24 protein-coding genes and 1 tRNA gene are annotated in these 23990 nt (G+C 61.3%); 2 read left to right on the top strand and 23 right to left on the bottom strand.

What is annotated here, in order from left to right; genetic code table 11:
• Positions 1–55: 55 nt before the first annotated feature.
• The 4 genes from BSP239C_RS09940 to BSP239C_RS09955 all read right to left on the bottom strand — a co-directional run bounded on the left by BSP239C_RS09940 (position 56) and on the right by BSP239C_RS09955 (position 2153).
• Positions 56–129, bottom strand: a tRNA-Arg gene (locus BSP239C_RS09940).
• A 143-nt stretch (positions 130–272) separates the two neighbouring features.
• Complete coding sequence (locus BSP239C_RS09945; protein ID WP_101572392.1) at positions 273–479, bottom strand: hypothetical protein; 207 nt, start codon at positions 477–479, stop codon at positions 273–275.
• 129 nt (positions 480–608) lie between these two features.
• A complete protein-coding gene (locus BSP239C_RS09950; RefSeq protein ID WP_101572394.1) occupies positions 609–923 on the bottom strand; it encodes a thiamine-binding protein in 315 nt (104 codons plus the stop codon).
• 39 nt (positions 924–962) lie between these two features.
• Positions 963–2153 (bottom strand): acetyl-CoA C-acetyltransferase, encoded by a 1191-nt coding sequence (locus BSP239C_RS09955; RefSeq protein WP_101572395.1) that lies wholly within the window; start codon positions 2151–2153, stop codon positions 963–965.
• Positions 2154–2381: 228 nt separating this feature from the next.
• Here BSP239C_RS09955 and BSP239C_RS09960 point away from each other — a divergent pair, with 228 nt between their 5' ends.
• Together BSP239C_RS09960 and nucS are read left to right on the top strand one after the other, a co-directional pair.
• Complete coding sequence (locus BSP239C_RS09960; RefSeq protein ID WP_101572397.1) at positions 2382–3950, top strand: cell division protein; 1569 nt, start codon at positions 2382–2384, stop codon at positions 3948–3950.
• Between the two features lie 472 nt (positions 3951–4422).
• Complete coding sequence (gene nucS / locus BSP239C_RS09970) at positions 4423–5118, top strand: endonuclease NucS (RefSeq protein WP_101572399.1); 696 nt, start codon at positions 4423–4425, stop codon at positions 5116–5118.
• Between the two features lie 20 nt (positions 5119–5138).
• Here the strand turns inward: nucS and murA are convergent, their stop codons facing one another.
• From murA to BSP239C_RS10065, 19 genes are all read right to left on the bottom strand, one after another.
• Positions 5139–6452 (bottom strand): UDP-N-acetylglucosamine 1-carboxyvinyltransferase, encoded by a 1314-nt coding sequence (gene murA, locus BSP239C_RS09975; protein WP_101572401.1) that lies wholly within the window; start codon positions 6450–6452, stop codon positions 5139–5141.
• Positions 6452–6919, bottom strand: a complete 468-nt coding sequence (locus tag BSP239C_RS09980) for a DUF2550 domain-containing protein (RefSeq protein ID WP_009884056.1) — start codon at positions 6917–6919, stop codon at positions 6452–6454. Before BSP239C_RS09980 ends, murA begins: the two co-directional genes overlap by 1 nt.
• A 22-nt stretch (positions 6920–6941) precedes the next feature.
• A complete protein-coding gene (locus BSP239C_RS09985) occupies positions 6942–7202 on the bottom strand; it encodes a F0F1 ATP synthase subunit epsilon (RefSeq protein ID WP_101572403.1) in 261 nt (86 codons plus the stop codon).
• A gap of 3 nt (positions 7203–7205) precedes the next feature.
• Entirely contained in the window at positions 7206–8654 is a 1449-nt protein-coding gene (atpD, locus tag BSP239C_RS09990) for a F0F1 ATP synthase subunit beta (RefSeq protein ID WP_101572405.1), read from the bottom strand.
• Positions 8655–8681: 27 nt separating this feature from the next.
• Positions 8682–9614, bottom strand: coding sequence for a F0F1 ATP synthase subunit gamma (locus tag BSP239C_RS09995; protein WP_101572407.1), 933 nt, complete (start codon positions 9612–9614; stop codon positions 8682–8684).
• A gap of 31 nt (positions 9615–9645) precedes the next feature.
• Complete coding sequence (gene atpA, locus BSP239C_RS10000) at positions 9646–11280, bottom strand: F0F1 ATP synthase subunit alpha (protein WP_101572409.1); 1635 nt, start codon at positions 11278–11280, stop codon at positions 9646–9648.
• Positions 11281–11364: 84 nt separating this feature from the next.
• Positions 11365–12171, bottom strand: coding sequence for a F0F1 ATP synthase subunit delta (locus BSP239C_RS10005; protein ID WP_101572605.1), 807 nt, complete (start codon positions 12169–12171; stop codon positions 11365–11367).
• On the bottom strand, positions 12171–12722 hold the full coding sequence (locus tag BSP239C_RS10010; protein ID WP_101572411.1) for a F0F1 ATP synthase subunit B: 552 nt from the start codon (positions 12720–12722) through the stop codon (positions 12171–12173). Before BSP239C_RS10010 ends, BSP239C_RS10005 begins: the two co-directional genes overlap by 1 nt.
• Before the next feature lie 19 nt (positions 12723–12741).
• Complete coding sequence (gene atpE, locus BSP239C_RS10015; RefSeq protein WP_101572413.1) at positions 12742–12966, bottom strand: F0F1 ATP synthase subunit C; 225 nt, start codon at positions 12964–12966, stop codon at positions 12742–12744.
• A gap of 79 nt (positions 12967–13045) precedes the next feature.
• Positions 13046–13858, bottom strand: a complete 813-nt coding sequence (gene atpB, locus BSP239C_RS10020) for a F0F1 ATP synthase subunit A (protein WP_257930164.1) — start codon at positions 13856–13858, stop codon at positions 13046–13048.
• Between the two features lie 206 nt (positions 13859–14064).
• Positions 14065–14511 carry a hypothetical protein gene (locus tag BSP239C_RS10025; protein ID WP_101572415.1) on the bottom strand — a complete coding sequence of 149 codons (447 nt, stop codon included), beginning with the start codon at positions 14509–14511 and terminating at the stop codon, positions 14065–14067.
• The gene (locus BSP239C_RS10030) at positions 14508–15617 is read right to left on the bottom strand and encodes an MraY family glycosyltransferase (protein ID WP_101572417.1); all 1110 of its coding nucleotides are present in this window, start codon (positions 15615–15617) and stop codon (positions 14508–14510) included. The genes BSP239C_RS10025 and BSP239C_RS10030 overlap by 4 nt, the downstream gene beginning before the upstream one ends.
• Positions 15618–16268, bottom strand: coding sequence for an L-threonylcarbamoyladenylate synthase (locus tag BSP239C_RS10035; RefSeq protein ID WP_101572419.1), 651 nt, complete (start codon positions 16266–16268; stop codon positions 15618–15620).
• Between the two features lie 54 nt (positions 16269–16322).
• Complete coding sequence (gene prmC / locus BSP239C_RS10040; RefSeq protein ID WP_226841562.1) at positions 16323–17336, bottom strand: peptide chain release factor N(5)-glutamine methyltransferase; 1014 nt, start codon at positions 17334–17336, stop codon at positions 16323–16325.
• On the bottom strand, positions 17245–18324 hold the full coding sequence (prfA, locus tag BSP239C_RS10045) for a peptide chain release factor 1 (protein WP_101572421.1): 1080 nt from the start codon (positions 18322–18324) through the stop codon (positions 17245–17247). Before prfA ends, prmC begins: the two co-directional genes overlap by 92 nt.
• Position 18325: 1 nt before the next feature.
• Positions 18326–20434 (bottom strand): transcription termination factor Rho, encoded by a 2109-nt coding sequence (gene rho / locus BSP239C_RS10050; protein ID WP_101572423.1) that lies wholly within the window; start codon positions 20432–20434, stop codon positions 18326–18328.
• 225 nt (positions 20435–20659) lie between these two features.
• Positions 20660–21562: a homoserine kinase gene (thrB, locus tag BSP239C_RS10055; protein WP_101572426.1), complete on the bottom strand. Its 903-nt coding sequence runs from the start codon at positions 21560–21562 to the stop codon at positions 20660–20662.
• Between the two features lie 2 nt (positions 21563–21564).
• Complete coding sequence (thrC, locus tag BSP239C_RS10060; RefSeq protein WP_101572428.1) at positions 21565–22653, bottom strand: threonine synthase; 1089 nt, start codon at positions 22651–22653, stop codon at positions 21565–21567.
• A gap of 2 nt (positions 22654–22655) precedes the next feature.
• Positions 22656–23963: a homoserine dehydrogenase gene (locus BSP239C_RS10065; RefSeq protein ID WP_101572430.1), complete on the bottom strand. Its 1308-nt coding sequence runs from the start codon at positions 23961–23963 to the stop codon at positions 22656–22658.
• Positions 23964–23990: the final 27 nt, after the last annotated feature.

Below are 23990 nucleotides of genomic sequence, written 5' to 3' on the forward strand. Positions count from 1 at the left end.
TTGCTGAGTGCAGGGAAAAACCGGAGAGTCATCGGAGCCGTCAATAGATGAGAAGTACCCCCGGCGGGGCTCGAACCCGCGACCTACCGCTTAGAAGGCGGTTGCTCTATCCAACTGAGCTACGGAGGCTCAAATATCCTAACCGATGCCCGCGGCAGAACAGAAAGTGGTCCTCGTTGTCGTCCCGGAGATCGAACCCCGGGACGACAACGAGGACCACTGTGTTCGGGCGGTCACTCTCACCTCGATTCACGAGGCGTTTGACATGTGGGTCAGTACTGACGAGCGACACGCTCCAGTGACTTCCGCACCGTCACGAACGAGACCATCACCAGCCCGATCAGGGCGAGGATGACGGCCACAGCTTCGATGGCGAAGGCGAAGTCGACGATGATCGGAAAGAACCCGGCAGCCATGAAACCAAGCAGGGCGACCATCGTCAGTGCTGTGGCTGTAGTGAAATACGTGGAACCATTCATTATTCATCTCCTTCTTCCTTACAGAAAGAGTAGACCCGAATGAGACGTACGTCACTAGGAATTTCCCGAAAGTTCCCTCTGCACCGCACTTACCCTTCGGTATCGATCAGATGTGGGACCGCAGGCTGGTCACGCGTCACCGCGTGCGTCGATGGCTTCCTCTAAGCGTTCGAGTTTGCCGTCGATCTCTCCGGTGTAGCCGGGACGAATATCGGCCTTCAGGACCAGGGCCACTCGCGACCCGAACTCGCCGACGACGTCGGTGGCCTCTTTGACCACAGCGAATACCTCATCCCACTCACCTTCGATCGTGGTGAACATCGAATCGGTGCGGTGCGGCAGGCCGGAACGCCGAACGACTTCCACGGCTGCGGCGACCGCGTCGTGGACCGACGCGTCCGCGTTGTCACCCCCGCTGGGAGCGACGGAGAATGCAACGAGCATGATGCTCTCCTCTCGGATCTATCTCGGATCAGATCTATGTCAGTTCTGTGCAGGTACGGTCACGATGAGTGAGTCACCCTGGCCGCCGCCACCGCAGAGAGCGGCGACACCGGTGCCACCACCTCGGCGCTGGAGCTCGAGTGCAAGGGTCAGCACGATACGGGCACCGGAGGCCCCGATGGGGTGGCCGAGTGCGACCGCGCCGCCATTGACGTTGACCTTGTCCGGGTCGACTCCCAGGTCCTTCGAACTTGCCAGCCCGACTGCGGCGAAGGCCTCGTTGATCTCGTAGAGGTCGAAGGAATCGGCAGCGATGCCTTCCTTCTTCGCAGCAGCCTGGATCGCCTGCGAGGGCTGATGCTGGAGCGTGGAGTCGGGACCTGCCGTCCAACCATGGGATCGGATCTCAGCGAGAATCGGGGCACCGAGCTCTTCGGCCTTCTCCCGAGACATGACGACGACTGCACACGCACCGTCTGAGATCTGGGAGGCGCTTCCTGCTGTGATCGTGCCGTCCTTGCGGAAGGCAGGGCGCAGCTTGGCCATCGACTCAGGTGTGGTTTCGGCACGCACGCCCTCATCGGTGGATACAGTCACGTCGCCCTTGCGACCGGAGATGGTGACTGCTTCAACTTCGTCGCCGAATTTGCCCGATTCCCAGGCCTGGGCCGCACGCTGATGCGAACGGGCCGCGAAGGCATCCTGCTCTTCACGGGAGAATTCGAAGTCACCCGCGTTGGCCTCTTCGGTCAGGCCGCCCATGGCCTGATCAGTGAAGGCGTCCCACAGTCCGTCGTAGTCCATATGGTCCTTGACGACGACGTCACCGTATTTGTACCCCGAACGCGACTTCTCCAGCAGGTGGGGAGCCAGACTCATCGACTCCTGTCCACCGGCGACGACGACATCATATTCGCCAGCCCGTACCAGCTGGGCCGCTTGTGTGATCGCATTGATGCCCGACAGGCACAGCTTGTTCACGGTGACACCTGGTACGTTCATGGGGATGCCGGCTTCGACTGCGGCCTGACGCGCGGGTCCCTGACCGAGCCCGGCCTGCAGGACCTGGCCCATGATGACGTACTCGACGTCCTCACCCTTGATGCCCGCACGATCCAATGCACCTGCGATGGCCTTGCCGCCCAGCTGCACAGCAGTCAACGATGACAGGCCTCCCTGCAGACGTCCGAAAGGCGTGCGGGCACCCGCGACGATCACTGCTTCAGTCATATTCTCTCCTCAGATATTTGCACCCCGCCAACGAGCAGGGAAGTCAATGGAATGCTGCCTGTTCCAAGGGTAGTCCAGCTGTCTGTGGCCTCAGTCACGGGGGCTGTGTCACATCGTGACAGGACACGTCCACACTTGGGAATTCGCACCCAACACTCATAGTGAGTCCGTTAGAGTAGGGGGTGGACGATTTGACCACATCCCTTGACACGACAGGAGTCCGCTTCAGTGACGCCCACCGAAGAATTCCGCACAGCGATGCGCGGCTACGAAAAAAGTGAAGTAGATTCTCGCCTGCAGCAGCTGCGAACCGAGGTCGAGTCCGTTCGTAAGGCCCTCTCCGATGCCCGCAGTCAGGTCATCAACGCTGATCGCGCGAAACTTCAGATCGCCGGGGAGCTCTCCGAAGCGAAGGCTCAGCTGAAGAAGGCGGCCAATGACAGCGCCGAGGCTGCCGGTCCTCCCGGAAGCCGCATCGACCATCTGCTCAAGATCGCGGAGTCGCAGGCACGCGAGACGCTGTCTCAGGCGAACTCCGATGCAGAGACCATCCGCAACAAGGCACGCGCCGAAGCTGCGTCTGCCCGTGCCCGGATGCACACAGAGAGCAACGACACGCTGTCCAATGCCCGCTCGGAAGCCGACGCGATCATCAGTTCGGCCGAGCTGCGCGCCGACGAGACGGTGAAGGCCGCCGAGAAGCGTGCTGCTGAAATCAAAGCGACCGCGGAACGTGAGTACAACCAGGCCAAGGAAGCCAATGAGGCGGCCACGAAGGAAGCCCGCGAGAGCCTCGAGCACGAGCTCGCTGAACTCAAGGCCACCTCGGAGAAGCAGGCTGCTGACCTGCGCGCCGAAGCCAAGCTTCAGGCCGATGAGTCGATCAGCACCGCGCAGGCCCAGGCCGATGAACTTCTCGCCGCAGCCAAGGCTCGTGATGAGGCATCGACGAAGGCTGCCGACGAACTCGATGTCGAGCTAGCTGGCAAACGCCAGGCCGCCGAGACCGATCGCAAGAAGCGCTACGACTCCGCCCAGATTGAGAACAAGAAGCTCATCGACGAAGCCCAGGCGCGTGCTGCCAAGGCAGATGCCGAGGCTAAGGAAGCTGCAGAGCGGGCGGAGACGACCCGCTCGGATGCGGTGAAGAAGGCCGACGACATCATTGCCGACGGCAAGACTCGTGCGCAGACTCTCATCAGCGAAGCCCGAGCAACGGCCGAGGCCACAATCGAGGAGTCCGCAGCCGAAGCCAAGCGCAACGTGGCATCGGCACAGTCTCAGGTCGATCTGCTGACCAAACAGCGCAAGACGATCACAGCCCAGCTCGATCAGCTCCGCTCGCTGTTCGCGATGCCCGGTGTCATGGGCGGCGATTCCGTCGATCCGGCCAAGGCAGAATCCGCATCCCACGCCACTGAACAGATCGCCGATGAGGAGGAGCTCGCCGACCTTCTGGCCGAGGATCCCGAGGAAGCAGACGAGGCGGATGACATCGCTGCCGACGACGCAGATGCCGGTGCACAGGGCACGGACGGTTCCACCGACGCAGCTGCCTCGGCGATTTCCACGAGCACCGAGGAAGCCCCAGGCAAGGACGCCGCAGCAGCATCTGAATCTCAGGCAGCCGAGTCTGAGACTGATGCAGCCGACGCAGCTGAAGAGGACGAGGACGCAGAGGACTCCGAGCTGCCTAACGGAGCCACCGACGCTGACACGATTGCAATCGACGCTCAGGTCTCAGGAGCGAAGAACAAGAACACCAAGGCGTCGCGGTCGAAGAACTCGCTGCGCTGAGGTCTAAGCTCTCAGAGCACCCGTTCTATTGAAAAAGGGGCCAGTTCACAATGAACTGGCCCCTTTTCAGATCCCAATTTCGGCCTTAGAAATCCCGCCCGCAGGCCTTGAGATCACTCCGCCTACAAGTGAGCCCAGTACTCCGTCATCGGAATTTCTGAAAGCATCTCGAGTGCCAGTGTCGACGCGAGTCCACGCCCACCTCGGTGCCATATCTTGCGGTCTGTCGCCAGGCGACGATATGCGGAGTCGAAGATGCCACGTCCTGTCCGCACCCAGGACAGACATAGATCTTGTCCTGCGAATTGCCGGCGACGTTCTGCACCGACCATGTGCCATCAGGCAGATCTCGGCTTGTGCGCAGCCCATTGACGGAATCGGAGAGCTCTCGTGGGGTCTGCTGCCATTTGTTTTTGCGACGCGAGGAGGTAGATCGTGGCATCTGCCCATTCTCTCACGTAGGGTAAAGCGCGTGCGTCTCGTCATTGCTAAGTGTTCCGTAGATTATGCTGGTCGTCTGACCGCCCATCTGCCCATGGCCACCCGTCTCATCATGATCAAGGCCGACGGCTCGATCCTCATCCATTCGGATGGCGGATCGTATAAGCCTCTGAATTGGATGACTCCCCCGTGCTCGATCAAAATCACTGATCCGAGCCAAGAGCAGGCAGATGCGGGTCTGGTCGAGCTATGGACAGTCTCGCAGGCTAAGACCGGTGACAAGCTCGTCATCTCCATCGCCGAGGTGATCGCCGATGACCAGCATGAGTTCGGCATTGACCCCGGACTGGTCAAAGACGGAGTCGAAGCCCATCTGCAAGAGCTGCTGGCAGAGCACATCGAGACTCTCGGGGACGGCTACAGCTTGGTCCGGCGTGAGTACATGACGGCCATCGGTCCCGTCGACATTCTGGCCCGGGATCACGGTCACAAGTCGGTGGCAGTGGAGATCAAACGCCGCGGTGACATTGACGGCGTGGAGCAGCTGACCAGGTATCTGGAGCTGATGAATCGCGACCCGCTGCTCACCCCTGTACAGGGAGTGTTCGCCGCTCAGGAGATCAAGCCCCAGGCCAGGACCTTGGCCGAGGACCGTGGCATCCGCTGTGTCGTTCTCGACTACGATGCGCTGCGCGGCATGGACGACCCAGACTCGCGACTGTTCTGAGTTCTGCTCGAAGCCGAACTCTATTCGAAGCTGAGGATGTCGGCTTTTTCGACGCGTTCGATGTTGGCGCCAAGAGTGCGCAGATTCGACACGAAGTTCTCGTAACCTCGTTCGATGTGGTCGATGCCGGAGACCTCAGTGATTCCCACGGCCCGCAGGCCCGCCATCACCAGACCGGCACCGGCGCGGATGTCTGAGGCTTCCACCTCGGCGCCGGACAGACTCTCAGCACCGGTGATCAGAGCATGGTTTCCGTCAATTCGCACCTTCGCACCCAATCGGGCAATTTCCTGGACGAACCTCCAACGAGCTTCGAACAGGTTCTCCGAGAGCAGACCGACCCCGTCGGCCACGGAGTTCAGTGCGATGACGAATGGTTGGAGATCTGTGGGGAACCCGGGGAACGGCATCGTCGCGACGCGAATCGCGTGTGGCCGTTCGGCACCGACGACGCGGAATCCTTTGCCACGGGTGCCATCTCCCAATTCGATCTCGCCGAGGTCGTCGACCGTGGCACCCGAATCGCGCAGCTTGATGGCGATGTTGGGCATCAGATCGAGTCCAACGCCTTTGACGGTCACATCTCCGCCGGACAGGGCAGCACCGAAGGCATAGGTCCCGGCGACGATCCGATCCCCCACCGTTCGGTGGTCGACTGGCCGGAGTTCGTCGACACCGGTGATGGTGATGTCGGCGGTTCCGATCCCATTGATCTGGGCGCCCATGTCTACGAGCATTGAGCAGATGTCGACGATCTCTGGCTCTTTGGCCGCGTTCGAGATCGTCGTCACGCCGTGTGCCAGCGTCGCTGCCATCACCAGGTTCTCTGTGGCCCCGACGGAGGGGAATTCGAGCACGATGTCAGTCCCACGAAGACCATTCGGGGCTTCCGCGACGAAGTAACCGTGGTCCAGGTGCACCGTTGCACCGAGGGCTTCGAGGCCGGCCTGATGCATGTCCAGACCGCGGGAACCGATCGCATCGCCACCGGGCAGCGCCACATGTGCCGAACGCATCCGTGCGGTCAGGGGTCCAAGCACGGAGATGGATGCACGCATGGCCCGTACAAGTTCGTAGTCGGCCTGGATTCCGACCTCGGCGGGAACGTCGATGCTGACGACTCCCCGATCGGCGTCGTAGTCAACGTCGCAGCCCAGCCGGATGAGCAGCTGGACCATGATGCGCACATCGAGGATCGCCGGCACATTGGTGATCGTCGTCTTGCCGACGGCAAGGAGACTGGCCGCCATCAGTTTGAGAACGCTGTTCTTAGCTCCCCTGATATCGACTTCGCCTAGCAGTCGACTCGGACCGGTCAAGCGAAAGACATCCATCAGGTGAACCTTCCCATCGTCGGGTTGAAGCCGGGGGGCGATGATTCCAGCCAGGAGGCCATCGTGGACAGCGATTCGGTGTCCATGGCCAAAGATACGGAACGGGGTCGACCGTCGGCCTTCCCATAGGAGCAGTCCACCACAACGGCATCGGGCAGCACGGAGTACTGTTCACCGGACGTGGGTTTGCGGCGGACGAGGATATCAAGATCGGCGCGCGGGAGACGGACTGCGGCACGACGAGTCAGTGCGAATACGGGGTACCAGTCCAGTGAGGCCACTGAGAACACTGCTACACCCAGACGCCAACGTGGGCGAGAAGAGGATTCCTCGCCCACGTTGATGGAACAATCAAAAGCACCGGACAGCTTCGAAATCGACCGACGTCGAATCGTCACAACAACGATCAGCGCGAGGGCGAGTCCTACTAACGAGAGCAGAACGATCAGCAGGACGGAAGGGTTCACAGTTGCCAGTTTAATTGACGGATCAGAGAAGTTCGGCCTGATCAGCGGCAATGATAACGCGATTATTCTCAACAGACAGGAAACCACCATCGGCCTTAACCCGAATGGTCTCCTCATCTGTCGTGAGAATACGCGCCTCACCATCGGCTACGACACCCAATACAGGCTCGTGGCCTGGAAGGATACCGATATCGCCGTCCGAGGTACGGGCGATGACGCGCTTGGCCTCACCAACCCATACCTCTTGGTCGGCTGCTACGACGTTCACATCGAGGACAGCCATGGCTTACTTCTGCATCTCTTCGTAGTTGCGCATGACATCGTCAAGCCCACCCACGTTGAAGAATGCCTGTTCCGGAATGTGGTCGACTTCACCGGAGCAGAGCTTCGAGAACCCTTCGATGGTGTCGGCCAGCGGAACGGTCGAACCGGGAACCTGAGTGAACTTCTCAGCGGTGTAGGTGTTCTGCGACAGGAACTGCTCGATGCGACGAGCACGGTGGACGACGAGCTTGTCCTCTTCACCGAGTTCATCAACACCGAGGATGGCGATGATGTCCTGGAGCTCCTTGTTCTTCTGCAGAATGGCCTTGACTTCGTTGGCGACACGATAGTGCTCTTCGCCGACGACCAGCGGATCGAGAATGCGCGACGTCGAGGTCAGAGGGTCAATAGCCGGGTACAGACCGCGTGAGGCGATGTCACGGCTGAGCTCGGTCGTTGCGTCCAAGTGGGCGAACGTGGTTGCCGGAGCCGGGTCCGTGTAGTCATCAGCAGGAACGTAGATCGCCTGCATCGAGGTGATCGAGTGACCACGCGTCGAGGTGATTCGTTCCTGCAGGAGGCCCATCTCGTCAGCCAGGTTGGGCTGGTAGCCCACGGCCGATGGCATGCGGCCCAGCAGGGTCGACACCTCGGAACCGGCCTGGGTGAAACGGAAGATGTTGTCGATGAACAGCAGCACGTCCTGGTTCTGCACATCGCGGAAGTATTCCGCCATGGTCAGTGCCGATAGTGCGACACGCAGACGGGTGCCTGGTGGCTCATCCATCTGGCCGAAGACTAGGGCAGTGTCCTTGAACACTCCTGCCTCGTCCATTTCCATGATGAGGTCGTTGCCCTCACGGGTGCGCTCTCCCACACCGGCGAACACGGATGTGCCGCTGTGGTTATGCGCGATGCGGTAGATCATCTCCTGAATCAGGACTGTCTTGCCCACACCTGCGCCACCGAAGAGGCCGATCTTTCCACCCTGCACGTACGGGGTGAGCAGGTCGATGCTCTTGATGCCGACTTCGAGCATCTCAGTCTTCGACTCGAGTTCGTCGAAGGCAGGTGCGGTGCGGTGGATTGGCCAGCGCTCGCTGATCTCGAGCTGCTCGCCCTCTTCGAGGTTGAGGCAGTCACCGGTGGTGTTCCACACGTGGTTCTTGGTGATGTCCCCGACTGGCACCGTGATGGGTGCACCGGAGTCGGTGACTTCCTGTCCGCGGACCAGACCGTCGGTGGGCTGCAATGACACGGCACGGACGATGCCGTTGCCCAGGTGCAGTGCGGTCTCGAAGGTCAGCTTGCGCGTGCCCTCTGAGAGTTCCACCGAGGTGGACAGGGAGTTGTAGATCGCTGGCACGGAGTCGAGCGGAAACTCGATGTCGACAACCGGGCCAATGACTCGGGAAATCCGGCCGAGGGCTGTGCCCTGCGCCGGGGAGGTATCCGTAGCTGTGGCAGTCATGGTCTCTTTCTTCTCTGCTCTCGCCGGTCAGTCGCCGGCTGATGATGCCGCAAGGGCATCGGCCCCACCGACGATCTCGGTGAGTTCCTGGGTGATTTCCGCCTGGCGAGCCGTGTTGGCCAACCGGGTGTAGGTCTTGATGAGGTCGTCCGCGTTATCGGTCGCCGTCTTCATCGCAGCCTGACGCGAGGCCTGCTCGGATGCCGATGCACTCAGCAACGCTGCCAGGACTCGAGAGTCGATGTATCGCGGCAACAGCGAGTCCAAGACGGCCTCGGCGCTGGGTTCGAACTCATAGAGTGGGAACGCAGCCGCATCGTTCGCGGGTGCGGACTCGCCGCCGGTGGCGACTTCGTCCGCGTCAACGACCTCAAGCGGAAGCAGACGCCGGTATTCCGGATCGTGCTTGACGCTCGAGACGAACTTCGTGAAGACGATGTAGATCTCATCCACACCGTTCTCAGCGGATTCGGTATTGAAGCTCTGCAACAGGGCCTCACCGATCTCCCGGGCTTTCTCAGCCGTCGGAGTCTCGGAGATTCCAGTCCAGGCCTGAACAATCGCTCGGTCGCGGAAGGTGTAGTAGTTCTCAGCCTTCCCGCCGACGGTGAAGAGCGAAACGTCTTTGCCTTCGCTGTGCAGAAGCCGAATGAGTTCCTCGGCTTCGCGCAGCAGGTTCGCGGAGTAGGCTCCTGCGAATCCGCGATCCGGGCCCACGACGAGAACAGCAGCACGGCTGACGTTCTCAGGCTCGGATGTCAACACGTGGTCGACGTTGGACTCGCTGGCCACCGCAGAGACCGCGCGGGTCAATGCATTGGCGTAGGGGCTGGCAGCCTGCGAACGGGCAATGGCCTTCTGAATCCGTGAAGCAGCGATGAGCTCCATGGCCTTGAAGATCTTCCTCAAGGACGACGTAGAGCGGATCTTCTGTTTGAAGACCCTCTGCTGGGCTCCCATCAGTTCTTCCTTTCGCTGTTACGGATCAGGTTCAACGCTTCTGCCGAACGATCTTTTCCTGCTCGACCTCGTCCGAAGACGCAGTGGCGGTTTCTTCGCTGCCGGCCTGGGATCCGCTGGAATCGGAGGTGACGAAGTTCTTGGTGAACTCGGCCAACACGTTCTCCAGCTCAGCCGAAGTGTCATCATCGAGCTTGAGCGTCTCACGAATGGTCGTGAAGATGCCGGTCTTGCGCTCGAGGTGATCGTGAAGCTCTGATTCGAACTTCAGCACATCGGAGATCGGAATCTCGTCGAGGTAGCCGTGGGTACCGGCGAAGATCGACACGGTCTGCTTCTCAAACGACATCGGCGAGAACTGAGACTGCTTGAGCAGCTCGGTCAGACGAGCACCGCGAGCCAGGTCGCGCTTGGTCGTCTCGTCGAGGTCCGAGGCGAACATCGCGAACGCTTCGAGGGAACGATACTGAGCCAAGGAGATCTTCAGAGTACCGGAGACGCTCTTGAGCGCCTTCGTCTGAGCGGCACCGCCGACGCGGGAGACGGACACACCGACGTCGACAGCTGGACGCTGACCGGCGTTGAAGAGGTCCGATTGCAAGAAGATCTGACCGTCGGTGATCGAGATCACGTTGGTCGGAATGAAGGCGCCAACGTCGTTGGCCTTGGTCTCAATGATCGGCAAGCCGGTCATTGAACCGCCGCCGAACTCATCGGAGAGCTTCGCGCAACGCTCGAGCAGACGCGAGTGCAAGTAGAAGACGTCACCTGGGAATGCCTCACGGCCCGGCGGACGACGCAGCAGCAGAGATACCGCACGGTAGGCCTCAGCCTGCTTCGACAGATCGTCGAACACGATGAGGACGTGCTTGCCCTCGTACATCCAGTGCTGGCCGATGGCCGAACCGGAGTAGGGAGCGAGGTACTTGAAACCTGCGGAGTCAGAAGCAGGCGAGGACACGATCGTGGTGTATTCCAGTGCGCCCGCTTCTTCGAGCGAACGACGGACACCGGCGATGGTGGAGCCCTTCTGGCCGATGGCAACGTAGATGCAGCGAACCTGCTTCTTCGGATCGCCGGTCTCCCAGTTGGCCTTCTGGTTGATGATCGTGTCGATGGCCAGAGCTGTCTTACCCGTCTTGCGGTCACCAATGACGAGCTGACGCTGGCCACGACCGACAGGGATCATGGCATCGATGCTCTTGTAGCCGGTCTGCAGAGGTTCGCGAACCTCCTGGCGATCCATCACACCTGCGGCCTGGAGCTCAAGCTCACGACGACCGACGGTCTCGACCTCGCCGAGTCCGTCGACCGGGTGACCCAGAGGATCGACCACGCGACCGAGGTATCCGTCACCGACTGGAATGGAGAGTACCTCACCGGTGCGGTAGACGTTCTGCTCCGCGGCGATTCCGGCGAACTCGCCGAGGATGACGACGCCGATCTCGCGCTCGTCGAGGTTCTGTGCCAAGCCCAGTGTGCCATCTTCGAACCGAAGGAGTTCGTTGGCCATTGTGCCGGGCAGGCCCGAGACGTGGGCGATTCCGTCACCTGCGGTGACAACCTTGCCGACCTCGGACTTTACCGAGCTCTCGGGGTTGTACGAGTCAACGAACTTCCCGAGAGCGTCCCGGATCTCTTCCGGGCGAATTGTCAGTTCCGCCATCTGGTTTCCCTGCTTCCTTTACTCAAAACTTGCGTCCGACGACCGATGGGCCGCCTGTGCTGCCGGACTGGCCGGCACCTCAATTTAACTTGCGAGCTTACGCTGAACTTCGGCCAGACGATCAGCCACTGTTGAGCTCATCATCTCATCGCCGACCTGAACGCGGACTCCCCCGACGACTGCGGGGTCGACCTGGACGTTGAGTACAAGGTCGCGTCCATAGCTGGCGGACAGAGCGGCCGTCAGTTTCTGGGTCTGAGCTTCGCTCAACGGTTTGGCAACGGTGACTTCGGCGACTGAGCGCTGCTGTCGTGCCGCGAGGATATCGCTGTACTGATCCAGGGCCTTCGCCACGCGGAGTCCGCGCGGGAACAGAACGGCCTGCTCGATCAGCGTGATGGTGTCGGCCTGTGCCTTACCTGCCAGCAAGTCTGCGATGAGCGCACGCTTGGTCGACGCAGAGGCATCGGATTCCAAGGCGCGCGCCAGTTCATGTTCGCTTTCGCACAGACGGGCGAAGCGGAAGACTTCCTCTTCCACCTGACCGAGTTGACCGGATACCTGAGCGGCAGCAGCGATGGCTGTCACTCCGGCAACCTCAAGGCTGGTCACCAAGTCCTGAGTCCTGGCCCAGCGCTGGCTCACTGCCAGTTCACTCAGACGCAGGACCGTCTCGGTGGTCCGAGTCGAGAACAGAGTCCGCAGCAGCTGCTGCTTCTTCTCAGCCGACTCGGACGAGTCAGCCAAGGCCTTACGCAGCGTCACATTCTCAGCGAGAACAGCAACGATGGCCAGCTCACCCGCACCGATTTCACGCGCGTCGCCGCGGGAGATCTCGGCATTGGCGGTTTCAAGTACGGCCTGCAGGGACAATCTGCTCGACTGGAGCATCACGCCCCCTTGACAGGCTGTGCTGAAGACTGCGACTCAAGATCGGAGATGAAGCGATCGACCACGTTGGCAGAACGCTGGTCATCGGTGAGTGATTCGCCGACGATGCGTGATGCCAGGTCGGTGGCGAGCGTTCCGACTTCCGAGCGCAGCTGCACCATGGCGGTCTGACGCTCGGCTTCGATCTGCGTCTGAGCCTGAGCAACGATGCGCTCGGACTCTGCATGAGCCTGGGTCTTCATATTGGCGATGATCTGGGCGCCTTCTTCCTGAGCCTCGGCGCGCAGTCGTGCAGCTTCTGCACGGCCGTCGGCGAGCTGCTTCTGATACTCGGCCAGAGCCTGATCGGCTTCGGCCTGCACCTTCTCAGCCTTTTCAATTCCACCTTGAATGCGCTCTGCGCGCTCATCGAGGGTCTTATTGAAGGCCGGGAGGACGTACTTCCAAACAACCAGGAAGACGATCAGCAGACAGATGGCACTCCAGATGATGTCATACCAGGCGGGGAGAAGCGGGTTCTTCGCCGAGGCAAGAATTAGTTCCGGAGTCATCGATTAGTCCTCTTCGTGATCAGGGCAGGAAGAACGGGGTGGCGATGCCGATCAGGGCCAGTGCCTCGATCAGCGCAATGCCGAGGAACATGTTTCCGCGCAGTGCGCCGGCCATCTCAGGCTGACGTGCGGTTCCCTCGATGGTCTTGCCGATAACAATTCCGACACCGATGCCAGGGCCGATAGCGGCGAGGCCGTATCCGATCGTCGAAACGCTACCTTCAACTGCGGCGAGCATATCCATAGGATGCTTTTCCTTTCATAATGAAGCCGGGTGGTTGGCCCGACCGTGCAACTCGTGAGTTACGGTTCTGGGTGTTAAATCAGTGGTCTTCTGAAATGGCCGCGTTGATGTAGACGCAGGACAACAGAGCGAAGATGTAGGCCTGGAGGACGACGATCAGCATCTCGAGGATGAACACGAAGAATCCGCCGGCGAAGGTGACGATCGAGAAGAACTGGAAGCCGTTCGCGGCGTCGACCAGGAAGAAGGTCGTCGCGGAGAAGCAGAGCACAAGGAGGAGGTGGCCGACCATCATATTGGCGAAGAGTCGGATCGCCAGCGTGAACGGCTGGGTGATGAACTTCGTGATGAACTCGATCGGGATGAGCAGAATGTGCATCGGCCAAGGCACACCGGGCAGGATGAGCGAATCTTTGAGGTAGCCGCCGAGTCCCTTCTCAGCGATACCGGCCCAGTGGTAGGTGACATATACCGTCAGCGTGAGGACGATCGGCAGACCGATGACGCCGGTGCCGGGCATGTTGAGGAAGGGAATGAGCTTCGTGACGTTCCAGAACAGGATGCCGAAGAAGATCGCAACGATCAGCGGCATGAACTTCTTTGCACGTTCTTTGCCGAAGGTGTCCTCGGCGATGCCGACTGTGACGAATTCCATCGCCAGCTCCATAGCTGACTGGAAACGACCGGGAACGAGCTTCATGCGCTTGGCCCACACAGCAAGCAGAACAACGACTGCCACGGTGGCGATGACGCGGATGAGCATCACGCGGTTCATCTCAAAGGGCGTGCCTTCGAAGAGGAACGCAGCGGGGAAGAACTCCGCCATTGACGGACCGTGATAACCACTTTCAGCGGCTTGGATCATTGTGTTCGCAGCGTTGAGTGTTCCCACGTTTCCTTAACTCTCCCATGGTCAAAAGCCTTGATGGCCTGGCCTTTGCCACGCACGAGTTGCGTGGCTGTAGGTTCAGGAGCGACATGGAGCAACAAATGGCTCCAGCACCGCAACAACTCTACCAATTGTAGAGAGCTGCCGACAAATTCATCACCTTTGACTGTACATCTCCTGGCAGGGGCTGGCGCAAGCGCAAAGTTCGCCTATTTCGCTTCAGGATCTACGTAGGGCACACGACCTTTGACCACCGTCAGCGCCTCCACGAGCGAGGAACCGAGCACAGCAACCACAATTGTGAAGAACGCCACAGTTCCGTCTAGCCAGGTGGCGTCTTTGAGCCTCCAGATGACGATCATGAAGATGAACGCCTTGAAGAGGAAGCCCATGCCTAAGAATCCGGCGATCGCAGTCAGTCCCATGTTTCGTCCGGCATACATGATGACCAGCGTGATGATGATGAACACCGCGGCCAGACCCCCACCGACAGCGCCGCCGTTGAGTCCCTGGGCACCCGAAACTAGGTAGCCGATACCCATTCCGAGCACGGCGACAGCCACGACGAGAATGATTCCACGGACCAGCATGGTCCTCCAGACTCTCGTCCACGCTGCCTCAACGTAGGTTTCCTGACGCGGTGACTCATCGGTCATGAGATTTCCTCTCTGGCTTTCTGGCGGACCCGCAGGGGGTAGAACGTGAAGATAAGGGTGATGGCGAACAGCCCGCCGACAATACAGACCACGTAGATCCAGGGCATCAGCAGGAGCATGACGGATCCGAATGCGATGAGTGCGGTCCATGTGTAGAGGATGAGCACGGCTCGAGCATGAGAATGGCCCAGGCTGAGCATTCTGTGATGGAGGTGCTTCGCATCCGCGGAGAAGGGTGATTGGCCCGCCATGAGACGGCGGACCACCGCCAGGCCCAGGTCGAGCAGCGGCAGGAACATCACGGCGACAGGCAGGATGATGGGCAGGAAGGTCGCGAATACGCGTTCTTCTCCGAGCAGAGCCGGGTCGACCTGACCGGTGACGCGGATGGTGGATGCTGCCAGCAGCAGACCGATGAGCATTGATCCCGAATCGCCCATGAAGATCCGTGCCGGGTTGAAGTTATGCGGCAGGAAACCGACGCAGGCACCGACGAGGATTGCGGTGATCAGCGACGCGAGGTTCGCATAGGAGTCGGGAGAGGCGTCGCGGGCCAGGCCGTAGGAGTAGATGAAGAAGGCGCTGCCGCCGATGGCAACGACCCCCGCAGCCAATCCGTCAAGTCCGTCGACGAAGTTCACAGCGTTGATCGTAACCAGCACCACCAGGATGGTGATGATGATCGACATCCGCGGAGAACCGATGATGACTCCCCCGAAGGGAATCGACAGCAGAGCCACGCCATTGATGGCCATGAAACCGGCGGCCAGTGCCTGTCCGGCAAGTTTCGTGATCCAATGGAGATCCCAGATGTCATCGATGATGCCCAGCACACACAGCACTGTGGCGGCGCCGGCGATGCCGATGATCGGGGCCATGTCGACGAAGATCCGCTGCAGGAACGGTGTCTGTGAGGCAAATACGAGGCCCACGATCACCGCGCCGAACATCGCGACTCCACCCAACCTCGGCGTCGGAACGGAATGCACATCTCGTTCACGGAGGGGCGAGAATATCTGGCCTCGTTCTGCCACCCGCTTGACCATCGGGGTCAGCAGATAGGCCACGAGGGCCGAGATGATGAGGATGAAGAGGTAGGCGCGCACTCAGCCGTCCAGGTCGATGACGTCGGGGACGATTTCGTGGAGTTCATCGATGGTCACGGGGCCCTCGCGCACAACGCGGGGCACATCGGCGGTCAGGTCGACGATGGTCGAGGAGACTCCCGATGCCCGCACTCCCCCGTCGACGTAGATGTCGACATCGTCACCGAGCATCTCCATCGCTTCGTCCGCCGAGGTGGCGGCCGGCTTCCCGGATATGTTGGCACTCGACACGGCCAGTGGCCCGGTCCGAGCCAGCAATGCGAGCGCGTATTCGTCGTCGGGCATCCGCACCGCCACGGTGCCGTGGGTGTCGCCGAGGTCCCAGTCCAGTGACGGCTGGGCGTTGGCGATGATCGTCAGCGGGCCGGGCCAGAAACGAGCGGTCAGAGACAGCATCCTCTCATCGACGCCGTCGACGAGGCCGAAGACGGTTTCCGCGCGCGGGACCAGGACCGGCGGCGGCATATCGCGTCCGCGGCCCTTTGCCGCCAGGAGTGCGGAGACCGCTGAAGCGCTGAAGGCGTCTGCGGCGATCCCATACACGGTGTCCGTGGGGATGACGAGCAGATTGCCCGTTTCGCTGACCCTGGCGCATTCGTCCAGGACAAGGTCACGGATGTCGCTTTGGGTGACGTCGAATCGTCTCGACACGAATTCTCCGTTTCGAATCGTGGTGGGCAGTGTCCCGAACTGGGAGGTCCGTGGTCATAGGTCGACCTCTGTCACACGATGAGCCACCGTGTAGCGGTCGCGTCCAGTGTAGTCCGGGTAGGTGGCGGCCTGCCTGAGACTGGCCGTCTTCATGATGAGTTCGCAGGCGTGTGGGCCTTGTTCTTCGGAGTGTTCCATGATGAAGAATCCGCCGGGACGCAGCAGCTTCTCTGCCTGTCTCATGATGAGCGCTGGGATCTCCAGACCCGTGAAACCGCCGTATAGAGCGGCAGCTGGATCGTGCTCCCGAACCTCCGGGTCGCGGGGTACAGCCTCATCGGGCACATAGGGAGGGTTGGTCACGACGACATCGGCCAGGCCCCACAGGTCAGGACGGTCATCGGCGAATGTCGTTGCGTCACCAGAGATGAGTTCAACAGTGGAATCGCCGAGGTTGACCGCCGTCAGATTCTTCAGCGACCAGTTCAGGGCCTCAGTTTCACGCTCGACGCCGACGATGGACAGCTTCGGATGTTCGGTGGCCAGGGAGAGCGTGATCGCTCCCGAGCCCGAGCACAGATCAACGACGAAGGGCTCATGGGCGTTCCGCTGCCGCTCCAACTCGTCGAGAACCTCGGTGACGAGAAGCTCTGTCTCGGGGCGGGGCACGAAGACTCCAGGACCTACCTTCAGTTCGAGGTGGCGAAATGCTGCGACACCGGTGATGTGCTGAAGGGGGACGCGCTGGCGTCGCAGGTCGAGGAGTTCCACGAATATTTCGGTGACTCCAGCAGGAACGGACTCGCCGAAGAGACGTCTGCGTGCGAGGTCCGATGCCTCGATTCCCCACGCATGGGCGAGCAAGGCTGCGGAATCTAGGTCGGGATTGGGCACGTGGGCCTCGGCCAGCAGTCGCGTCGCCCCGAGCAGCACCGTCGACACGTCCTCTTCGAGACCGGGCGGGCGCGGATTCAGGTCAGTCCCCCAGCGCGTCGAGTCGAGCTGCTTTGTCAGCCTCCCGGCAGGATCCGACCACAGGATCGAGATCACCGGCGAGAACCTGGTCAAGGTTGTAGGCCTTGTAGCCTGTCCGATGGTCGGTGATCCGGTTTTCGGGGAAGTTGTAGGTGCGGATGCGTTCCGAACGGTCAACGGTGCGAACCTGGGACCGGCGGATGTCTGCAGCTTCGGCAGCCGCTTCCTCAGCCTGCTTGGCCAGGATGCGGGCGCGGAGCATGCGCAGTGCGGCTTCTTTGTTCTGCAGCTGCGACTTCTCGTTCTGGCAGCTGGCAGTGATGCCTGTGGGCACGTGGGTGATGCGCACAGCGGAGTCTGTCGTGTTCACCGACTGGCCGCCCGGCCCCGAGGATCGGTAGACGTCGATGCGCAGATCGTTGTCGTCGAGGGCGACTTCCTCCGGCTCGTCAACTTCGGGAAATATGAGCACTCCGGCGGCCGAGGTGTGGATGCGTCCTTGGGATTCGGTCACGGGCACACGTTGGACCCGGTGGACTCCACCTTCGAACTTCACCCACCCGTAGGCGCCATCGTCCTTAGCCTTCACGGCCAAGGTCACGTCCTTGTACCCGCCCAGATCAGAATGCGTAGCATCCAAGATCTGCGAGGACCATCCGCGTGAGTCGATCCAGCGCTGATACATGCGCAGGAGGTCGCCTGCGAACAGCGCGGACTCGTCGCCACCCTCACCAGCTTTGATCTCGATGATCGCATCACGTGCATCGTCGGGATCGCTGGGAACCAAGAGGTCTCTGAGTTCGGCCTCGACGTCCGAGGCTTCTTCATGCAGGCGCTTGGCCTCGGCCGCGAATTCGGCGTCGTCGGCCGCGAGTTCTTCCGCGGCGACAGCGTCGTCTTCGAGCTGATCGAATCGACGGGCGGTCACAGCCACCTTGTCGAGTTCTGCGTAGCGCCTGGTCAGCTTCTTGGCTCGGCCAGCGTCAGCGTGCACGGCAGGATCGGAGAGTTCCGACTGCAGACGTGCATGCTCGTCGAGCAGTGCGCTGACGCTGGCTTTGAGGGTGTCATCGTCTGCCATCTCAGTGGTTGTCGGTGGCAGACTTTTGCAGTGGTGTCGTCTTCTGCACCTGCATCAGGAACTCGACGTTCGAGCCGGTTTCCTTCAGCTTCGACATAAGGAGTTCGACAGCTTGCTGCTGTTCGAGTCCGGACAGCACACGACGCAGCTGCCACATGACCTTCATCTCTTCATTGGTCATCAGCATCTCTTCGCGACGGGTGCTCGACGCGTTGACGTCGACAGCCGGGAAGATGCGCTTATCAGCCAGCTGGCGCGACAGACGCAGCTCCATGTTGCCGGTGCCCTTGAACTCTTCGAAGATGACCTCGTCCATCTTGGATCCGGTCTCGACGAGGGCGGTGGCCAGAATGGTCAGCGACCCGCCGTTTTCGATGTTGCGGGCGGCACCGAAGAAACGCTTCGGCGGGTAGAGCGCGTTCGCGTCGACACCACCGGAGAGGATACGACCCGAGGCTGGCTGCGCAATGTTGTAGGCACGGCCGAGACGTGTGATGTTGTCCAGAAGCACGACGACGTCTGAACCCATTTCGACGAGACGCTTAGCGCGCTCGATGGCGAGTTCTGCGATCGTCGTGTGGTCATCTGCGGGGCGGTCGAAGGTCGAGGCGATGACTTCGCCCTGCACCGCACGCTGCATGTCCGTGACTTCCTCGGGACGCTCGTCGACGAGGACGACCATCAGGTGAACTTCCGGATTATTCTCGGTGATGGCGTTGGCCACCTGCTGCATGATCATCGTCTTGCCCGCCTTCGGGGGCGCCACGATGAGGCCGCGCTGGCCCTTGCCGATGGGCGTCACAAGGTCGATGAGCCGTGTCGAATGCTGCTTCGAGGTGGTTTCGAGGCGCATCCGCTCCTGCGGGTAGAGCGGAGTCAGTTTTGAGAATTCGACGCGGTTGCGTGCATCTTCAACGGTCAGTCCGTTGACGGAGTCCAATCGCACCAGGGCGTCGAACTTCTCACGCTTGCTGTTGCGGTCGTTCTCACGAGGCTGCCGAATGGCACCGGCGACAGCGTCGCCCTTGCGCAGTCGGTTCTTGCGGACCATCGAGGCCGAGACGTAGACGTCGTTGGGGCCGGGCAGGTAACCGGAGGTGCGCAAGAACGCGTAATTGTCGTGGACGTCGAGGATACCGCCGACGGGGATGAGCACGTCATCATTGCGAATCTCGGGCTCGTCGTTGCCACGTCCGCCGCGACGTTTGCGGTCACGGTCACGACCGCGTCCGCGACGGTTGCCGCGATCGTCGTCATCGTTGTTGTTGCGACCCCGACGATCGTTGTTGCGATCGTTGTTACGGTCATTGCCCCGGTCGTTGTCGTCGCTCTGACGGTTGCGCCCATTGCCGCGGTCATTGTTGCGGTCGTTGCCACGGTCGTTGTTGCGGTCGTTGCCGGAGTCGTTGTCGTCGTTCTGACGATTGCGCCCGTTTCCACGATCGTTGTTGCGGTCATTGCCGGAGTCGTTGCCGCGGTCGTTGTTACGCCCGTTGCTACGATCGTTGCCACGGTCGTTGTCGTCAGTCTGACGGTTGCGGCCATTGCCACGATCATTGCGATCCGAGCGCTCGGCCGAGTCATCGGCGTTGTGTCCGTTGTCGTCGTTCTGGGCGTCGCCGCCACGAGAACGTGAACGACTACGTCGCGAACGCTGCTTGTCGGGCTCACCAGCGGAATCAGACGAATTGTCGTCTGCAGCGGATGCCTCGGCGACGATGGAGGACTCAGCAGTAGACGATGCGGCGGGCGCGCCCTGCGAAACAGCGGCGTCATCGGACGTCGCAGCTGCACTGCGACGAGCGGGACGACGCTTGGCCTCGACGGGTACATCGTCGGCACCCTGGTTGTCTTCCTTTGCTGCCTTCTCGGGAGCTGCGGAAGCGGCTGGTGCGGAAGCTGCCGGTACGGTCTTCGAGGCTGCTTGAGCCTGCCCCGAACCGCCCTGGGCGCCATTGTGGTTGTTGATGGCGTCGATCAGTTCGCCTTTGCGAAGTCGACGGTACCCTTTGATCCCGAGTCCCGCTGCCATTTCCTGGAGCTGGGGCAGACGCAAAGCGGTCAGACTGCCGGTGCGTGTGGTGGAATCTTGAGTAGTGGTTTCAGACACGAAGGTCCTTCTCCCTCTTTCGGCCGTGCGGCAAGAGCCGTTTACTCACGGCGACGGAAACACCATTGACGGTGCATTGTGAAAGATAACCTGCCTAAGAATGAGCAGGAGACGTTCCAGAATTTGTGAAAAAATCAGCGGAATCGCGATGCGTATCGCAGAATCCGATCACTGACGGAACACTCATAGTTTACGTGCTCAATGGCTTTCACGCGAATCCGGTGACTAATTTTTTTCCTTGACGCGATATCCGCCGAGGTCAATGGTGGTATGTATGAGTGTCACCGCGTCGGGGACCAGCTCGGGGGGAACTGCACTTGCGAGAACGAGGACGGTGGGTCCGGCGCCGGAGATCACTGCGGGCAGGCCCTCGGCGCGCAGCGCGTCGACGAGCGCCATCGACTCCGGGTATGCGTCACGGCGGAATTCCTGATGCAGACGATCGGCGGTGGCCTCGAGCAGCACCGAGTCATCGGTGACGAACCCATGGATGAGAAGTGCCGCAAGGGCAGAGTTCTCTGCGGCGACCTCATGTTCGACGGATACGGGGATCACGCTGCGAGCGATCTCCGTGTCCAGACGCATGTCGGGGACCATGACGGTCACCTCGGCGATGGTGTTGGCTGGAATCTGCCACGAACGCGCAGGCTCCGGCAATGCAATGGTCAGTCCCCCGTAGACAGCGGGGGCCGCATTGTCCGGGTGGCCCTCGAGTTCGGATGCGAGCTCGAGCACACGTTGTCGGCTCAGCTTCGCACCACCTGCGTAGGCGCCGACCTCACCGGCCAGAGCAATGGCACCCACGTTCGCAGCCGCGGAGGATCCGAGTCCGCGTGAGTGCGGTATCCGATTGACACATTCCAGGCTGAGCCGCTCCCCCAGATCTGCAGGGGCCTGCGGATACTCTGCAGAGAGCACATCAGAGATCACTCGCATGATGAGATGGGTGCGATCCGTCGGCAGCGTCTCTGCGCTCTCCCCTGTCACGCTCACGCAGATGCTGGGGTCCACGGGGTCGTCGTGGATGGTCAGAGTTAGAGTATCGAAGATCCCCAGAGCAAGGCCGAAGGCATCGTAACCAGGGCCCAGGTTCGCCGAGGTGGCCGGAACCTCGATCTGAATCCTCACACTCACCTGTCTTCGAGCCCGAGAGCCCGTGCCGCGCTGACCGCGTCGACGGAGACCCGTTTCGGCTCGATCTCGGAGCCGTCGGCTGTGTGCAGTGCCCAGCTGGGGTCCTTGAGTCCGTGACCGGTCACGGTTACCGCAATGCTCGCACCGGACGGGACCTTGCCCGCTTCGGACATCTTGAGCAGACCCGCCACTGAGGCCGCCGAACCGGGTTCGACGAAGATCCCCTCGTCCCGGGACAGGACTTTGTGTGCGCGCAGGATTTCATCGTCGGTGACGGAATCGATGACTCCGCCGGACGAGTCACGGGCCTCGATTGCCTGCTCCCAGCTGGCTGGATTGCCGATCCGGATGGCCGTGGCGATCGTATCGGGCTCGTCCACGGGGTGGCCGAGGACAATCGGGGCCGATCCTGCGGCTTGGAAGCCCCACATATGCGGCAGACGGGTCGAGGCTCCGATCTCCTGGTATTGGCGGTAGCCCTTCCAGTAGGCGGTGATGTTGCCGGCGTTGCCCACGGGCAGCACGTGGATGTCGGGAGCGTCGCCCAGGACGTCGACAACCTCGAAGGAAGCCGTCTTCTGTCCCTCGATACGATCCGGGTTGACGGAGTTCACGAGGTGGACAGGGTAGGACTCGGAGAGCTTGCGACAGAGCGTCAGGCAGTCGTCGAAGTTTCCGTCGACTTCGAGCAGCGTGGCCCCGTGGGCGATGGCCTGGCTCATCTTGCCCGGCGCGATCTTGCCGGTGGGCACGAGCACAGCACAGGTCAGTCCGGCCTTGGTGGCGTAGGCGGCTGCCGAGGCTGAGGTGTTGCCTGTCGAGGCACAGATGACGGCCTTAGCACCCTGAGCCACGGCCTTCGTGATGGCCATCGTCATACCCCGGTCCTTGAAGGACGCTGTCGGGTTGAGGCCTTCGTACTTCACCCACACATCGGCACCGGTGAGTTCGCTGAGCTTCTCCGCGTGGATGAGCGGCGTGCCGCCTTCGCCCAAGGTCACGGCCGGTGTAGTTTCGGAGATATCGAGGAGGGTGCGGTATTCCTCGACGACGCCCTGCCACTGTTTTTTGGGGAATTCGGTCATTCTCACTGTCCTTCTACGCGGATCACGGATTTGACGGCGCGCACCACGGGGAGGCCGCTGAGGCGGTCGACCGTTTCCCGGAGGGTTGCGTCGGTGTTCGAGTGGGTGGCGAGCACGAGCTTCGCGTGCTGAGTGCCTTCGTCGTCGACCTCTCCCACGGTCTGGCGCATGAGTTCGATCGACGCACCTTCGTCGGAGAAGACCTCGGAGACTGCGGCGAGAACACCAGGACGGTCGACCACGTCGAGCGTGATGTGGTACCGGGTGGTGATCGCCGATATCGGCAGGATCTTCGAGTCCTCGTGGAATGGGCGCTCATACTGTCCCCGACCACCGAGCACCTTGCGACGGGCCACGGAGACCACATCTCCGAGGACCGCAGATGCGGTCGGTTCGCCGCCGGCACCCTGTCCGTAGAACATGAGCGAACCGGCAGCCTCGGCCTCGATGAAGACGGCGTTGAAGGCACCGCGCACTGTCGCCAGGGGGTGGCTGCGTCCCAGCAGGGCCGGGTAGACGCGAGCGGACAGGCCCGGTCCGGCAGGTGATTCGCTGACTCGTTCGCACACGGCGAGGAGTTTGATGACGAAGCCCTGATCCCGGGCCGTGGCGACCATCTCGGGTGTGATGTCTTCGATGCCTTCGACGTGGACATCGTCGATCGAGACCGGAGCGTGGAAGGCCAACGACGAGAGAATGGCGGCCTTCGCGGCGGCATCATGGCCGCCGACATCGGCGGTGGGGTCCGCCTCGGCGAATCCCAGCTCCTGCGCGGTCTTCAGCGCCTCATCGAAGCCCCATCCCTCGGAGTCCATCTGGTCGAGGATGTAGTTGGTGGTGCCGTTGACGATGCCCATGATTCTGTCGATCCGGTCCCCTGCCAGCGAGTCGCCGACAGGACGGATGATCGGAATGGCACCGGCGACGGCTGCTTCGTGCTCGAGGCGCACACCGGCGGAGTCTGCCGCCGACATCAGCTCACCGTAGTTGGCAGCCAGCAGAGCCTTATTGGCTGTGACAACGGAGGACCCGTGGTCAAGGGCTGAGCGGATAAGCGTTTTGGCAGGCTCGATGCCGCCCATCAGCTCGATGACGATATCGGCGTCGGCAATGGCCGCCTCAGCATCTGTCGTCAGCAGGCTCGAATCGATTCCCGGGCGCTGCTTGGAGGTGTCACGGACGACGATTGCGCTCAGTTGCAGCGGCGCACCGATCCGTTCGGCCAACGCCTCGCTCCGATTCTGGATGCGGGCGGCGACCTCGGTGCCGACGACTCCACATCCGAGCATGGCAACTTTCAAAGCCTGCATTTGTTCACCTTTTCGCTGTCTTCAATG

It is taken from the genome of Brevibacterium sp. 239c, from assembly GCF_900169365.1.
GTDB lineage: Bacteria > Actinomycetota > Actinomycetes > Actinomycetales > Brevibacteriaceae > Brevibacterium.

What these genes read in the sequence shown, in the direction of transcription:
- prfA (WP_101572421.1), bottom strand. Translation starts at nt 18,324, where the DNA reads ATGGCAGACGATGACACCCTCAAAGCCAGCGTCAGCGCACTGCTCGAC.
- BSP239C_RS09995 (WP_101572407.1), bottom strand. Translation starts at nt 9,614, where the DNA reads ATGGGAGCCCAGCAGAGGGTCTTCAAACAGAAGATCCGCTCTACGTCG.
- BSP239C_RS10005 (WP_101572605.1), bottom strand. Translation starts at nt 12,171, where the DNA reads ATGCTCCAGTCGAGCAGATTGTCCCTGCAGGCCGTACTTGAAACCGCC.
- BSP239C_RS09950 (WP_101572394.1), bottom strand. Translation starts at nt 923, where the DNA reads ATGCTCGTTGCATTCTCCGTCGCTCCCAGCGGGGGTGACAACGCGGAC.
- thrC (WP_101572428.1), bottom strand. Translation starts at nt 22,653, where the DNA reads ATGACCGAATTCCCCAAAAAACAGTGGCAGGGCGTCGTCGAGGAATAC.
- atpE (WP_101572413.1), bottom strand. Translation starts at nt 12,966, where the DNA reads ATGGATATGCTCGCCGCAGTTGAAGGTAGCGTTTCGACGATCGGATAC.
- BSP239C_RS09945 (WP_101572392.1), bottom strand. Translation starts at nt 479, where the DNA reads ATGAATGGTTCCACGTATTTCACTACAGCCACAGCACTGACGATGGTC.
- murA (WP_101572401.1), bottom strand. Translation starts at nt 6,452, where the DNA reads ATGGATGTCTTTCGCTTGACCGGTCCGAGTCGACTGCTAGGCGAAGTC.
- BSP239C_RS10025 (WP_101572415.1), bottom strand. Translation starts at nt 14,511, where the DNA reads ATGACCGATGAGTCACCGCGTCAGGAAACCTACGTTGAGGCAGCGTGG.
- atpA (WP_101572409.1), bottom strand. Translation starts at nt 11,280, where the DNA reads ATGGCGGAACTGACAATTCGCCCGGAAGAGATCCGGGACGCTCTCGGG.
- BSP239C_RS09985 (WP_101572403.1), bottom strand. Translation starts at nt 7,202, where the DNA reads ATGGCTGTCCTCGATGTGAACGTCGTAGCAGCCGACCAAGAGGTATGG.
- BSP239C_RS10010 (WP_101572411.1), bottom strand. Translation starts at nt 12,722, where the DNA reads ATGACTCCGGAACTAATTCTTGCCTCGGCGAAGAACCCGCTTCTCCCC.
- BSP239C_RS09955 (WP_101572395.1), bottom strand. Translation starts at nt 2,153, where the DNA reads ATGACTGAAGCAGTGATCGTCGCGGGTGCCCGCACGCCTTTCGGACGT.
- BSP239C_RS10065 (WP_101572430.1), bottom strand. Translation starts at nt 23,963, where the DNA reads ATGCAGGCTTTGAAAGTTGCCATGCTCGGATGTGGAGTCGTCGGCACC.
- atpD (WP_101572405.1), bottom strand. Translation starts at nt 8,654, where the DNA reads ATGACTGCCACAGCTACGGATACCTCCCCGGCGCAGGGCACAGCCCTC.